This window comes from Gemmatimonadaceae bacterium, assembly GCA_020852815.1.
In the GTDB taxonomy this organism is placed as follows: domain Bacteria; phylum Gemmatimonadota; class Gemmatimonadetes; order Gemmatimonadales; family Gemmatimonadaceae; genus SCN-70-22.
Window position 1 is genome coordinate 35,133 of the sequence record JADZAN010000016.1, and the last position, 14,386, is coordinate 49,518.

Consider the following 14,386-nt stretch of genomic DNA (forward strand, 5'->3'; position numbering starts at 1 on the left):
CCGCCACCGCCGGTCATCGTCCCGGCCAGGCGTGCGCGCGCATGGGCGACGCTCCGCGGCACTGCCGGCGGCGCACGTCGCGCTCCTGGCACTCCTCGTCGCCACGGTGGCCTGCGGTGCGCACGCACCCCCGCCGCCGCCGCCACCGCCCCTCCTCGCACCCACCGACAGCGCGGTCAACTTTCCGCCGATGCTCGCCGTCAGCGGCAACGCACCCACCGGCGAGGTGACGTACGGGGCGACGCTCGCGCTCTCCGCCAGCTGCACCGATCGCGAGGACGGCGCGCTGGCCACGGTGCGCTGGACCACCGACGATGGGCAGCTGCTCGGCGAGGGAAGCGCGCTGCGGCTCATGCCCGAGCCGGGGAGTTACCTCGTGCTGGCCACGTGCAGCGACCGCTCGGGACGATCGGCGACAATGGCGGCCACCTCGCGGTTCGTGGTGGTGGATCGTTGGAGCTCGGCCGACTCGATCCCGCTCACCGTCACGCTTCCGTATGCGACCAATCGCGGTGGCGGCACGCCCCCGCACACGAGCGCCACGATGTATGACGGCACGTTGCGCGACTCGCTGGTGCGCGGCGTCCTCACGGTCAACGTCCCGGCGCGCGACGGGCGCAAGGCGGGAACGTCGCTCCGCTCCCCGTTCGTGCGCAGCATCCGCGGCAACGTTGCTGCTGACGACGTATTGCGCCTGTCGGTACGCGCCGCCGACGTGGTCGACTCACTGGCGATGGCCGCCCGACTCGGCGCGGCGATGGCCGAGTCCGCGGCGGGCGACCTCCTCCTGTTCATTCACGGCTTCAACACGTCATTCGCGAGCGCCGCCGAGCGGGCGGCCCGGCTGGCGGTGGAACTGCAGTATCCGGGGGGCGTGGTGCTGTTCACGTGGCCCTCGGATGGCCTGCTGGCCAGCTACCGCGGCGACCAGTCGGAGGCGCGCGTGTCAGGGCGGGCGCTGGCCGCCTTCCTCCGTGAGCTGCAACTGGCGGCGCCGTCGCGACGCCTCTCGGTCATCGCCCATTCCATGGGGAGCGAGGTCTTTGCCGCGGCGCTGCGCGAGCTCGACGCCCCGCACGCCCCGCTGCGTCTGGGGCACGTGGTGCTGGTCTCCCCCGACCTGGCCGCCGACGACTTCCTGGCGCACCTCCTCCCGTCGCTGCGCTCTCGTGCCGCCGACGTCACGGTCTACGCCGCAAGCGCCGACTTCGCGCTCTGGTCGTCGTGGGGGAGCAATGGCGCGCGGCGCCTGGGGTTGGGAGGGCGCTTCGCCACCATCGCGCGCGGTGTCGAGACCATCGAGGTCCCCTACGACGCCACCGACGCGCTGGGCCACAACCCGTTCCGCACCGAGCCGTTCCGCAACGACCTGCACGCGCTCCTCGTGAATGGACTCCCCGCCGCCAGGCGCGGACTCGTCACGCTCCCGCGCGCCGACGGCAAGGTCATGTGGCGGCTGCCGTAACGCGGCGCGACTCGTCAGGCGCGCCTCCTCAGGCGCCACTCGTCAGGAGCGGCTCGTCAGGCACGCCATGCGCCAACCAGGTGCAGCTCGCACAGCTCCGAAGGGCGCGCGGGATCATCGCTGTCGATGACGACGAAGGCGCGCGACGCATCGGATGGATGCGGCGCTATCCCCTCGACCTTCTCCACCACTGGCTCGCCAGTGCGGTGCGTGATGGGGGCAAATCGTGGCGCGCCGCCGCCGCGCGGCGTCACGCCGAGCACCGAGCCGGTCACCGCGCCGTCACGCGTGGCGTCGGGAGACGATTCGGCGGCTGCCACAAACATCACATGGTTGTCGCGCGCGCAGGCGTCGGTGAAGCCTAACGCCACGCCGCCCAGCACCCCCAGGTGGTACTGTGTCGTGTCGCGCAGCGCGGGAAGCGCGCCCGCCCCCGGCTGCTGCAACCAGTCGACGAGCGCCGCCGCATCCACGTCGCAGGTGCTGTTGCGCGCCACGTCGCCATCGCGCGGCGCCCCGTTGCCGCGCCCAAAGAGGCGGAGCAGGCCGCCGTGCAGCATCACCCCCTCGATGTTCATGTCACTCCCGGCAAAGGCGGTGTCGCGTCGCAACGCGGCGTAGAGCGGCGCGGCGTCGATCACCGTGACTCGCGGCGACGACGAGAGCGCGTCGTCGATGCGAATCACCCGTTCGCGCTCCGACCTGGACCCCGACCCGAAAGCGAGCACCGTGCCGCCGTTGGCACCGGGGATCGTCACGCACGCCTCGAGGTCGAGCTTGTCCCCCTTGTTGCCGCGCAGGTCGTCGAACTGGCGACGCCCGGCCGGTCCCGCGGGGAGCGCGATGCCATGCGCACGCGCCGGCGCGCCGTCGCCTGAGGCACCCCACTCGTCAGGCGGGAGAAGGGCGATGAAGTTCGTGTCGTCCTGCACCACGGCGAGACGGTCGCCAACCCAGGTGAGGCCGGAACCGGCGCGCACATGGCGCGGCCGGTCGAGCGAGCTGTCGCCGTCCCCCACGTACAGGAGCGGTCGCCTCGCGGTGATGATTGCCTGCCACGAAGGCTCGGCGATGGCGGTGTAGGAGCGCTGCATGGGGGGAAAGTGCGGGCGGGGGACGGGAGACGGGAGAAGCGAGACGGGGGACGGGAGACGGGGGACGGGGTTGGACGGCGCGCGGGGGAGTGGGGGCGTGCGGGGGGCGGTTCTATTGTGGGCGTAGTATCCTTACGGCGCGTTCTTTTCACTCCCGTCCCCCGTCCCCCGTCCCAAATCATGCCTGGTCGGCGCGTGCTTCTCGCTGGAGCGACGGGGTTGGTGGGGCGCGAGCTGCTCGCGCTCCTCGAGGCCGATCAGGGCGTGGCCGAGGTCGTCGTGCTCGTCAGGCGCGCCCTCGCCACGGAGGTCGACGACCGCCGAGTGCGCGTGGTGGTAACAGACTTCGAGGCGCTGGACGACGCGGCGCGCCGGAACCCTTCGCTGTTCGCCGTCGACCAGCTCTTCTGCGCCCTCGGCACCACCATCAAGCAGGCGGGGTCGCAGCCGGCGTTCCGTCGCGTGGACCATGACTATCCGTTGCAGCTGGCGCGACTGGCGCGCGCGGCGGGGGCTCGGCATTTCCTCCTCGTGAGCGCGCTCGGCGCCGACGCCGGCTCGCGCGTCTTCTACAATCGCGTGAAGGGAGAACTGGAACGAGCGGTTCGCGCGCTCGACTTCCGGTCGCTCACCATCGCGCGCCCATCGCTCCTCGAGGGCGATCGCCAGGAGGTGCGCCCCGGCGAGCGACTCGCGGCCCTGTTCGGCTGGCTCGCCCCGGCTCGCTGGAAGCCCGTCCACGTGCGACAGGTGGCGCGCGCGCTGGTGGCGGCCGCCGCGGCCGACGCGCCCGGTGAACAAATCATGGAGAACACCCGGCTGCGCGAGTTCGCGCGCTGAAGCTCCGCCAACGATTCGCGCCCGCCCATCGACGATGTCGAGGGCGGGCGCGAGTGGCGAATACAGATGCAACTTCAGGCCGGGACCAACGCCTGCCGCTGCAAGTAGGCGATCGCGTCGGCGGCGTTGTACGAGTCGCGCCCCTGCAGGAACTTCATGATGTTCACCACGTCGTCGCCGCTCGTGACCAACGGCGGCTCCACGTACCCGTCGCGCTGCTGCCCCATGCCGATGTCGGCCATGAGCGCGTTGCACAGGCACTGGCGCCCCTCGGTGTCGGCAATGTCGCCACCCTTGGCGACGTACGTGTCCACCGGCTCGGCTGCGCATCGGTAGGTGATGCGACCGTCAGTCCCGTGATGCGCCGTGCGCAGGTAGCCCAGGTCGCACACGCGCGTGCGCGGAGAGCTGAGGATCGGGAGCCCGCTCACCATTGCCAGCTTGAACGGGAAGCCCGTGGGCGAGGCGCGGATGTCGGTGCGTACCGTGAGCCGGTCGTCGGCCGCGGCCGAGAGGACCGCCGCCTTGATCTCCGGCGTGAAGCCCCCTTCCTCGCTATAGGCGAAGAGCGTCCCCACCTGGATGCCGGCCGCACCGTGCGCGAGCGCGGTCTCGAGCCCCTCGGGAGAACCGGAGCCGCCGGCCAGCCAGAAGGGGAGTCCGAGTTCGCGCATGGCCGCCATGTCGACCACGTCGCGTTCGCCGTAGATCGGTTCCCCGGTGTCGGAGAGCTTGAGCGCTCCGCGAGGCGGAGCATTGTGCCCTCCCGCCGTGGGCCCTTCCACCACAAAGCCGTCGACGCGCCCGTTTGCCTTGCGCTGGAGGTTCTGCGCCAGCGACGCCGCGGAGACAATGGGGAAGAAGAGCGGGCGATCGAGTGCCTCGCTGGCCACCGGGTTGTGCAGCTTGGGGTCGAAGACGAGCGTCGCCGTCTGCCCCGAGGGCATCCCCTCCACGTCGAACTTGATGGTCGCCGTCTCGTGCTGCGCCATCGCGTCCAGCGCCCCCGGGATGTCCCGCGGAATCCCCGCCCCCATCAGGACCACGTTCACCCCGGCCAGCATCGCACCGTAGAGCGTGGGGAGGTTGGGCATCTGCACCTTGGTGAGGAGGTTGATCCCCACCATGCCGTCGTGTCCTTCCTTCGCCAGCGACACCTCCACGAACGAGGCGAGCATGGTGATCTGCTGGCGCAGCGGATTCATCGTCTGGCGATACATCGGGAGGAGCTTGTACTGCTCCCCGGCCGCACGCCCCTCGGGCTTGAAGAAGCGCTTGAGCACGTGCTGCGTGACGTCGGGGATCGGGAACTTCGCCATCGCGCGACGCACGCTCCCGCACGGATCGCCATCCTGCAGGCGCCGCACCAGGACGCTGTCGATCGAGGTCCCCGACACGACACCGAGTTGCCCCGCCGACGCGACGGCGCGCGCGAGGCGCCAGTTGGAGACGGCGATTCCCATCCCCCCCTGGATGATCTGCGGAAGTCGAATGCGATCAGTCATTGCAGCAGGCTAAAGTCGGAGTTGCGAACCCACAATCTGCTTTCCCTGATAGTTCCGTGGTGACCCCCCATCCGGGCGGGGCGACGCGCGAACCGGACGTGCTATCCGTGCACCGAGCGCCAGGGGGCCCGAGCGCCGCGCGTTGCGGCTGCTCCGCGCCCTTCGCCTTACCACCGCGCCAGTCCTTGTAGCCCATTCCACGGAGCATTGCAAGGCGTGGGTCGTTCCTAACGAGTCGGCGTGTACCCCGCGCGCCGCGACGACCACCCGCGCCGTTCACCGTTCCGACCACGCCCACCGGGTCCAGCTCGGCGACGCGATCACCTTCGTAGTCGACGACGCAGCGCGACTTCGGGCACTTTTTCTCGCCTCCCAGATGGCGGCGCTGCTGTGTCGCGAGCACTCGGAGCGGCTGGCGCAGAGCTTCCAAGGCGAGGGAGGCGGGGGAGGAGTGAACGGAAGGAGAGCAGGGGAGATCGGGGGAGAGCGGGAGCGCGAAGCAGGCCGTCCTGATTGGCAACCTCTCACCGACGGCGTCACCACGCGCCAGTTTGCGAGCTTCCCGACGGGAGATCACATGCTTGCCTTCGATCGGCAACGATTCTTCGGCGCCTTCAGTCCTTCGACCGGCGTAGCGCTGAACCCGGGACGTCAGGCGGGGCTCACCTTCCTGCTCGAGCAATTCGAGCGTGACGCCGCCTTCACGAACCACCGTGAACTCGCCTACGTCCTGGCCACCGTGCACTGGGAGACGGGACGCACCTTCGCTCCTGTGAAGGAAGTCCGCGCCGACGCGCAACGCAATCCGAAACTGTATACCCTTCAGGAACGCTACTGGCCGAGCGGTTACTATGGGCGCGGCTACGTCCAGCTCACCTGGGATTACAACTATCGAAACGCCTCCCAGAAGCTGAAGGGTGAGGCGTTCACGGTGGGGGGCGTCGCGGTGACGGTCACGCCCATGACTTTCCTGGAGCATCCCGAGTACCTGCTGGATCCGCAGATTTCCTACCGGATCGCGTCGCGCGGGATGCGTGAAGGGTGGTTCACGGGGGCCAGGCTGTCGCGCTTCATCAGCGCCGGCGCCGCGGACTATGTGAATGCCCGCAAGATCATCAATGGCCTCGACCAGGCGGAGACGATCGCCTCCTTGGCGCGGAAGTACGAGGCGTTGCTGGCCGCCGCCGCGAGCGTCCCGCCAGGCGGAGTGGTCGTTCCGTCGGTTTCGGTAGGCGGCGCCGCGAGCCTCGGCGCCGCGCGATCCGCCCCGCTCAAAGCCGCGAAGCGCGCTTCCAAAGCGAAGCGCGCTTCCAAGGCGAAGCGCGCCCCCACCCCCCGCAAACGCCCCCGCCCCACCCGCACCACTCCCAAGAAGTAGCCCCCCCCGCCAGCAAAACGAAGAAGGCGCGCCTCCACCCTGAGCACGCGCCCTCTCGTCCCTAGCTTTCGCTGGGGCAGGCTTCTCGTCCCCAGCCTTCGCTGGGGCAGGCCTCTCGTCCTCTCGTCTTCTCGTCCTCTCGTCTTCTCGCTACTGTGCCACCGGCTTCACCACCGGATACTTGATCCCCAACTGCTCCAGATAGCTCTTGTACTTGGACGAGTCGTAGTAGTACGGCTTCATCAGCGGGCGGTACTTCGCCATGATCTCCTCGTTGAGCCAGATCGGCGGGCCGTCGTTAGGCCCGAGGAACGACTTGTACTTCATCGTCTTGGTCTGGACGTTGTTGAAGTAGTCCCAGGCGTCGGCGACGAGCTTCGGGGTGAGGAGGATGTCGAGGAGCGTTGCCGCCTGCACCTTGGCGCCGGCCACCGCCCCCTTGTGCGCGATCGGCGTCGCCATCGAGATCCCGTTGGCCCAGTTGTGCCCCGGGAGCCCCGGGATGTTCGACGGAAAGCGCAGCGTGACGGTCGGGACGTTCCACGAGATGTCGCCGATGTCATCCGAGCCGCCGCCTAACGACCGGCTCTGGTCCACGGGGCCCCCCAGCGAGTCGACCTGCGTCTCCAGCCCCACCTCCCGCACCTTGAGTTCGCGCTGGATCCCCTTGGCGAGGGCGATGTCGTTGGCATCCCACTTGGGGTCGCCGACGCGCTGGATGTTGGCCTGCGTGGCCTGGGCAATGGCCTTGTTGAAGTGGCCGCTCCACGCCGACCCGAGGATCATGACCGTGTCGAGCTTGGTGTCGGTCATCATCGCCGCGCCCTGCGCGATGCGCTTGGCCGCCTCGAAGTTGGCCTGCACGCGATCGTAGTCGCGCTCGCGGATGTAGAACCAGATCGACGCCGTCTGCGGCACCACGTTGGGCTGGTCGCCGCCGTCCTTGATCACGTAGTGCGAGCGCTGCGCGGGTTCGAGGTGCTCACGCTTGAACTCCCACCCCTGGCCCATGAGCATGACCGCGTCGAGCGCCGACTTGCCGCGCCACGGGGCGCCAGCGGAGTGCGCCGTCTGTCCCCTGAACTTGAAGAGCGCCGTCACGATCGCGTTGGACCCCGACTGCCCCCACGACACGCCGAGGTTGTTGCCCACGTGCGTGAAGAGCGTGACGTCGACGTCCTTGAAGACGCCGGCGCGCACCAGGTGCGCCTTGCCGGCCACCTGCTCTTCGGCGACCCCGGGCCAGATCTTGAGCGTGCCGGGAATCTTCTCGCGCTCCATGATCTCCTTCACCACGAGCGCTGCGGCGATGTTGACCGCCTGCCCCGAGTTGTGCCCTTCACCATGCCCCGGCGCCCCGGGAACCAGCGCCTCGAAGTAGCCGTACGCCGGCTTCTGGTTGGATTGGGGAATCCCGTCGATGTCCGAGCCTAACGCGATGACCGGCTTTCCCGACCCCCAGGTGCCCACGAACGCCGTCGGCATCCCCGCCACGCCGCGCTCCACCGTGAAGCCGTTCTGCTCGAGGAGGTTGGTGAGGTACTTCGACGTCTCGAACTCCTGCATCCCGAGTTCGCCGAAGGAGAAGATCTGGTCGATCATCTGCTGCACGAGCGTGGCCCGCTCGTCGACCTTGGCGATGGCCTCGGCCTTGAGCTTCTCGAGGCGCGCATCGGGCTTGGGCGGCTTCTGCGCCGACGCGAGCCTTGGCGCGAGCGTTGGCACGAGCGTTGGCACGAGCGTGAGCGCGGCGAGCGTCAGCGACTGCAGCGTACGGGTGAGTCTCATGGCGTGGTTGGGAAGAGACGAGAGTCGTGTCCCAGCACTGGCTGGGGCCATCCCCGGCGAAAGCCGGGAACGATACGGCGAGCGTGCTCGGGGGAGGTTGCGGGGCGCGGCGCGTGGTGGCAAGTCGGGATGAAGCGGATACGTGGGCGGGAGGTGGGGCGTTGGGGATGAGCGTTGGAGGGATCGCCATCGGGGCGGGCGATCGAGCACGGCGCGATTTCATCGACTCCTAATCTGAATCACCAGTGGTGGCTCTGGACGCCAGGGGGCGACGGATGGAGGATGCGTCGAGACGCAGCGAGGCGCGAGATTCCCGAACGCCGGAGGGCGGCGATGCGGAGGCGAGGCGCAGGAGCGCGAGTGTGTGTGCTGCTGGTGATGTTGGCGGTGCTGGCGACGCTCGGGAGCGAGACAAGTGCGGCGCAGCAAGTCCGCGATTCCTCGGGGGTGCGCCTCATCCGCTATGGTGCGCGTGACCGCGCGCCGGAGTGGCGCCTGGAATCGTCGCCGCTCCTTTCCATTGGCGGCGCGGAGTCGGAGGGAGCGGCGTCGTTCTCCAACATTGCCGGCGTCGTGCGGCTGGGCGACGGGCGCGTGGTCGTGGGCGATGCCAGCACGAACGAGCTGCGCGTCTTTGACCAGTCCGGCGACCTGGTGCGAAAGCTGGGACGCAAGGGACGGGGCCCCGGCGAGTTCGACGGACTGCTGAAGCTGGTGCGTGTGGCCGACACCGTGGGCGCCGTGGACCGCGCCGGCCGGCTGCAAATCTTTGCGCCTGACGGCTCGCTCTTGCGCTCGGTGGCGCGTCCGGCCTTTCGCGTGGGGGCGCTTGCCTTCCAGGGGAGCTACTTCGCCGACTGGACGCTCCTCGCCTTCGGCTACCCGGAGCCCCCCGACATGACGCGCTCACGCAGCATCGCGCCGATGACGGTGGGGCTCGTCTCTCCCGACGGCCGCGACCAGCGCATCATCGACACGCTCCCCGGGGTGGAAGTCGTACGCAGCGGGGGCGGCCCGCCGCTGCCGGTTCAGTTCGCGCCGCAGTCGTATCTCGTGGTCGCGGGCGAGCGCGCGTGCGGCGGCTATCCGCTGACGTGGGAGGTGAAGTGCTTCGACCGCACGGGACGCCTGGTCTCGCGCACGGTGCGCGACGTGCCGCGTGCACCACTCTCCGGCGAAGCGCGCGCCTTCCACGAGTCGGAGACAATGCGCGGCATGCGGTCGGCGCCCAAGGCGCAGCAGGACGAGGTGCGGGAGATGTTGCGCCTCACGCAATACGCGCCCACCGCCCCCGCCTACGGCCGCCTGATTGGCAACGGGGCGGGTGAGGTCTGGATCGCCCCCTTCGACCATCGCTCGGCGATGATGACCGCCGAGTTGCACCCGACGGGGAGCGCGGCGCAGCGGTGGAGCGTTGTCGGGCGTGACGGCCGCTGGCTTGCCGATGTGCAGCTGCCGGCGCGCTTCGCCCTGCTGGACGCCGGCGCGGACTACGTCGCCGGCATCCAGCGTGACGCCGACGACGTGGAGCGCGTGGTGGTCTATCGCCTCCTTCGACGGTGAGCGTCACAGTCCGGAGCCCCGTGCCACCACGCCGCCGCCCCTCTCGTCCCCAGCCTTCGCTGGGGCAGGCTTCCCGTCCTCTCGTGTTCTCCCCTACTGGACCGCTGGCTTGAGCGTCGGATACTTGTAGCCGAGCTGCTCCAGGTACGTCTTGTACTTCGTGGGGTCGAAGTAGTACTTGCGCATCAACGGGCGCCACTTCGCCATGATCTCCTCGTTGAGGAAGGTCGGCGGTCCGTCGTTAGGGCCAAGGAACGACTGGTACTTCTTGTCCTTGGTCTGCACGGTGTGGAAGTAGCTCCATGCATCGGTGACGATCTTCGGCGTGAGCAGGAGGTCGAGTACGGTGAGCGCCTGCACCTTGGCACCGGCCACCGCGCCCTTGTGGGCAATCGGCGTGGCCATCGCGATGGCGTCGGCCCAGTTGTGCCCCGGTGTTCCCGGGATGTTGGACGGGTACGAGAGCGTGATGGTGGGGACGTTCCACGAGATGTCGCCGATGTCGTCCGAGCCGCCAAAGACGACCGCGTCGCTCGGCGGGGGGGCGAGCGAGTCGATCTTCGTCGCCAGGCCGCTGTCGGGGACTCCCATCTCCTTCTGCAGCGAGCGCGCGAGGAGTTGGTCGTTGTCGTCCCACTTGGGGAGGCCGACGCGCTTGATGTTCGCGAACGCCGCCTCGGCGACCGCCTTGTTGAAGTGCACGTCCCACGCGGAGCCGACAATCTGGACCGTGTCGAGTCTGGTGTCGGTCATCATCGCCGCGCCCTGCGCGATGCGCTTGGCTGCCTCGAAGTTCCGCATGGCGCGCTCGTAGTCGCGCTCGCGGATGTAGAACCAGATCGACGCCGTTTGCGGGACGACGTTAGGCTGGTCGCCGCCGTCGCGGATGATGTAGTGCGAGCGCTGTTGCGGCTCCAGGTGCTCGCGCTTGTACTCCCACCCCTGCGCCATGAGCATCACCGCGTCGAGCGCCGACTTTCCGCGCCACGGGGCCCCGGCCGAATGCGCGGTCTGCCCGCGGAACTTGAAGATCGCCGAGACCATGGCCTGCGATCCCGAGCGCCCCCAACCCACGCCGAGTTCGTTCCCCACGTGCGTGAAGAGCGTGACGTCGACGTCCTTGAACACGCCGGCGCGCACCAGGTGCGCCTTCCCCGCCAGCTGCTCCTCGGCGACCCCGGGCCAGAGGATGAGCGTCCCCGGAATCTTCTCCCGTTCCATGATCTCCTTCACCGCGAGCGCGGCGGCAATGTTCACCGCCTGCCCCGAGTTGTGCCCCTCGCCGTGCCCCGGGGCGCCGGCGAGCATCGCGTCGCGATAGGCGAAGGCCGGCTTCTGGTTGGCCTGCGGAATCCCGTCGATGTCCGAGCCTAACGAGATGACCGGCTTCCCCGATCCCCACCGCGCCACCCACGCTGTCGGCATCCCCGCCGTCCCGCGCTCCACCGAAAAGCCGTTCTGCTCGAGGATCCCCGTCAGGTACTTCGACGTCTCCACCTCCTGCATCCCCAGTTCGCCGAATGAGAAGACCTGGTCGATGATCTGCTGGATGAGCGTGGCGCGCGCCTCGACCTTCGTGAGCGCCTCGGCCTTGAGCTTCTCCAGGCGAGGATCGGGGCGGGCCCCCTTGGGTGACTGCGCGTGAACAGCGAGCGAACAGGTCATCAGCGCAACGGTCGCGGCGCGGACGAGAGCAGGGAATCGCGGCATCAAGATCCTCAGGTGGTCGGTGTGCGTGTGCGTCAGGCTAGCATGTCGGTCAAGAAGTCGTGCGGCAAGGTCGCACGTGCGCTGGCATCTTCTCGGTGGCGTAGCGGAACGCCTCGCGCCGAATGATCGAGTCATGGTCTCGCAGGAAGGCAATGACGGCGTCGCGGTCGGCCTGCGAGAGTTCGCGCAACACCCACCCCATGCCGAGCTGCACGAACCGGTCGTCGCGCTGCGCCAGTTGGTGACAGATGGCGAGAATGGTCGCGTTGTGCGCGCCGCGGCGCGCCGACTTCACGAAGGCCACGGCGGCGGCCCGCTGTCGCCACGGGTGCGCGCCCTTGCTCCAGCGCACCATGCGCGCGGCGATGCGCGCATCCCGCTGCATCATGGGGTGGATCAACCGACCGGCAATGGCATCGCACGTGGCCCAGTCGTTCGTCACGTCGTCGAACATGCGGTCGATGTCGTCGAGGAGCGTCGGCGGCCAGCGCCGCGCAAGGCGCTCCAGCATCACGATCCCGAGCTGCTTCTCCTCCATGTGCGGCTGGCGGAGAAGGGTGAGGGCGGCTTGCACGAGCGTCTCGATCTCCATCGTGCGATGCCTGGCAACGAGGTCACGCGCGACGCGGCGCACGACGGGCGCCTTCACGCCGATGAATGGAATGACTCCCTTGAAGTAGCGCTCGCCTCCGGCGCGTACCGCGGGATCGGCCAGCGCGCTCAGCGCACGGCGCCCCTCGGTGACGATCGATGCGGCGGCGTTGGAGCGAGGCGCGAGTTTGGAACCAGGCATGGCGCCGAATGGTAACCCGTGTTGGTTGCGCGGCGGGGATTCCCGCAGTGAGATTCCTCAGCGCTTCCCCCCGGAATCCTACACTCCAGAGCCCATCGCGCATGATCACCACTCGTCTTCGCTCCATCGCCCCCGCCGCCACGCTGGCGCTGTCGCTGGCGGCGGCCGCGCCGCTGGCGGCGCAGGGGAACCTCCGCGCCGCGCCGAGCGGGCGCGCCTCCACCACGGTGACGCTCAGCGCCCCGCGCGTGCAGGGACAGCCGGCCCCCAAACCGTTCAAGCTCAGCATCGACTACGGCGTCCCCGTGGCCCGCGGCCGTCCCGTGGCCGGCGCACTCGCCGACGACCTGGGGAAGGTCTGGCGCCTGGGCGCCAACGAGGCGACGTCGTTCACCACCGAGGTCGATCTCGACATCGGTGGGCAGAGCGTGCCGAAGGGGTCGTACACGTTGTTCGCCGAGACGACCAAGGGGGCGTGGAAGCTGATCGTGAACAAGAAGACCGGCGAGTGGGGGACGGAGTACGACGCGGCGCAGGACCTGGTCCGCATCCCCCTCAAGTCGGCCACGCTCTCCAACCCGGTCGAGGCGCTCACCATCCAGCTCATCCCGTCCGCCCAGGGCGCCAAGGGCGAACTGCGCTTTGCCTGGGGGACCTTGGCCCACTCGGTGGAGTGGTCCGCGAAGTAGCGACCGGGCGCCACTCACGCACCTCCCGCACTGCGCACGCGCACACGCACGACACTCGGAAGCGCTCGGCGATCCTCTCGCCGAGCGCTTCCTTGTTTCGGTACTTCGCCACCCCTTCGGTTCGCTGCAGAGTCGGACTCACCCCGCCCCCCCACTAGATTCCTCGCCACATCATCTCCCGTCCCCCCAGCCTTCGCTGGGGCGCGCTATCCCCGTCCCCCGTTCGCCCTCCCGCATGTCCCGACTTCGCCAACTCCACGATGCCGGCCAGTCGGTGTGGCTCGACTACATCGACCGCGCCATGCTCCGCAACGGGGCGCTTGCTCGCCTCATTCGCGACGACGCCCTGATGGGGATGACGTCCAATCCGACGATCTTCGAGAAGGCGCTCGCCGAGGGGAAGGAATACGACGCGCAGATCGAGGCGGTGACCGGTGAGCTGACGCCGTGGCAGCTCTTCGAGTTGATCGAGACCGACGACGTGCGCGCGGCCTGCGACATCTTTGCCGAGACGTACAGGGCGACGAAGGGGATCGATGGCTATGTCTCGATCGAGGTGTCGCCGGGAGTGGCGAACGATGCCGCGGCGACGGTGGAGGAGGCGCATCGCCTGTGGAAGACGGTCGATCGGCCTAACGTGATGGTGAAGGTTCCGGGGACGGCCGAGGGGGCAATCGCGGTGCGCCGCCTCATCGCCGACGGGATCAACGTGAACGTCACCCTCCTCTTCTCGATCGATGCGCACGCGCGCGTGATCGAGGCGTATCTCGCCGGTCTGGAGGATCGCCTTGCAGCTGGGAAGCCGATTGCGGGGATTGCCTCGGTGGCGTCGTTCTTCGTGAGCCGCGTGGACTCGGAGATCGACAAGCGCCTCGACGCGATTGCCGCCAGCGCCCCGGAAGGACTGCGCGGCGGGATCCTGGCGTTGCGCGGCAAGGCGGCCGTGGCCAACGCGAAGCTCGCCTATCGCCTGTTCAGGCAGAGGTTCTCGGGTGAGCGGTGGGGCAAGCTGGCCGCCGCGGGGGCGCAGGTGCAACGCCCGCTGTGGGCCAGCACCAGCGCGAAGAACCCGGCCTACCGCGACGTTCTCTACGTCGAGACGCTCATTGGCCCCGACACGGTCAACACGATGCCCCCCGCGACGATCGACGCCTTCCGCGACCACGGCGTGACCGCGCGCACGGTGGACCAAGACGTGACCGCGTCAGAGCAGCTCTTCCACGACCTGGAGCAAGGCGGCGTGCACATGACCGACGTGACCGACAAGCTGCTCGCCAACGGACTGGCGTCGTTCCAGCAGTCATTCGACACGCTCATCGCGGGGTTGGAGAAGAAGGCGGCAGCGCTGGGGAAGACATTGGTCTAGCTGCCGCGACAACGCGTCGCGATGGGAGGGCGCCGCGCTCGGCGCTCCGCGCCCACGCGTAGTCCGCGGGCGAAAGCCTTGCGAGGAGGGGTCGGGCGGCGGCTAATTGAAGCTGAGCTGGACCTCGGAAACGTTTACAGTCGGCGTCGTATTCCACGCCTCCCCTCATCCCCTCCGATCCGCCTTGTCCACCCC

General features: G+C 68.9%; 11 protein-coding genes. 6 read left to right on the plus strand and 5 right to left on the minus strand.

What is annotated here, in order from left to right; all coding sequences use genetic code 11:
- Window positions 1–31 precede the first annotated feature (31 nt).
- On the plus strand, window positions 32–1,465 hold the full coding sequence (locus IT359_09190; GenBank protein ID MCC6929150.1) for an alpha/beta hydrolase: 1,434 nt from the start codon (window positions 32–34) through the stop codon (window positions 1,463–1,465).
- A 56-nt stretch (window positions 1,466–1,521) separates the two neighbouring features.
- Here the strand turns inward: IT359_09190 and IT359_09195 are convergent, their stop codons facing one another.
- Window positions 1,522–2,559: a hypothetical protein gene (locus IT359_09195; GenBank protein ID MCC6929151.1), complete on the minus strand. Its 1,038-nt coding sequence runs from the start codon at window positions 2,557–2,559 to the stop codon at window positions 1,522–1,524.
- Between the two features lie 180 nt (window positions 2,560–2,739).
- Here IT359_09195 and IT359_09200 point away from each other — a divergent pair, with 180 nt between their 5' ends.
- Window positions 2,740–3,399 (plus strand): NAD(P)H-binding protein, encoded by a 660-nt coding sequence (locus IT359_09200; protein MCC6929152.1) that lies wholly within the window; start codon window positions 2,740–2,742, stop codon window positions 3,397–3,399.
- Window positions 3,400–3,473: 74 nt separating this feature from the next.
- On the opposite strand, the gene IT359_09205 is transcribed toward IT359_09200, so the two are convergent.
- On the minus strand, window positions 3,474–4,904 hold the full coding sequence (locus IT359_09205; protein MCC6929153.1) for a nitronate monooxygenase: 1,431 nt from the start codon (window positions 4,902–4,904) through the stop codon (window positions 3,474–3,476).
- A gap of 577 nt (window positions 4,905–5,481) precedes the next feature.
- Between IT359_09205 and IT359_09210 the strand changes: the two genes are divergently transcribed.
- On the plus strand, window positions 5,482–6,282 hold the full coding sequence (locus IT359_09210) for a hypothetical protein (GenBank protein ID MCC6929154.1): 801 nt from the start codon (window positions 5,482–5,484) through the stop codon (window positions 6,280–6,282).
- A gap of 150 nt (window positions 6,283–6,432) precedes the next feature.
- On the opposite strand, the gene IT359_09215 is transcribed toward IT359_09210, so the two are convergent.
- Window positions 6,433–8,121, minus strand: a complete 1,689-nt coding sequence (locus tag IT359_09215; protein MCC6929155.1) for an amidohydrolase — start codon at window positions 8,119–8,121, stop codon at window positions 6,433–6,435.
- A 309-nt stretch (window positions 8,122–8,430) separates the two neighbouring features.
- On the opposite strand from IT359_09215, the gene IT359_09220 reads away from it, so the two are divergent.
- A complete protein-coding gene (locus IT359_09220; protein ID MCC6929156.1) occupies window positions 8,431–9,633 on the plus strand; it encodes a hypothetical protein in 1,203 nt (400 codons plus the stop codon).
- A gap of 93 nt (window positions 9,634–9,726) precedes the next feature.
- Here IT359_09220 and IT359_09225 read toward each other — a convergent pair whose 3' ends face one another.
- Window positions 9,727–11,343, minus strand: a complete 1,617-nt coding sequence (locus IT359_09225) for an amidohydrolase (GenBank protein ID MCC6929157.1) — start codon at window positions 11,341–11,343, stop codon at window positions 9,727–9,729.
- A 49-nt stretch (window positions 11,344–11,392) separates the two neighbouring features.
- Window positions 11,393–12,136, minus strand: coding sequence for a DNA alkylation repair protein (locus IT359_09230; protein ID MCC6929158.1), 744 nt, complete (start codon window positions 12,134–12,136; stop codon window positions 11,393–11,395).
- A gap of 101 nt (window positions 12,137–12,237) precedes the next feature.
- Between IT359_09230 and IT359_09235 the strand changes: the two genes are divergently transcribed.
- Both IT359_09235 and tal read left to right on the plus strand, forming a co-directional pair.
- Window positions 12,238–12,825, plus strand: coding sequence for a DUF2911 domain-containing protein (locus tag IT359_09235; protein MCC6929159.1), 588 nt, complete (start codon window positions 12,238–12,240; stop codon window positions 12,823–12,825).
- Window positions 12,826–13,060: 235 nt separating this feature from the next.
- Complete coding sequence (tal, locus tag IT359_09240) at window positions 13,061–14,191, plus strand: transaldolase (protein MCC6929160.1); 1,131 nt, start codon at window positions 13,061–13,063, stop codon at window positions 14,189–14,191.
- Window positions 14,192–14,386: the final 195 nt, after the last annotated feature.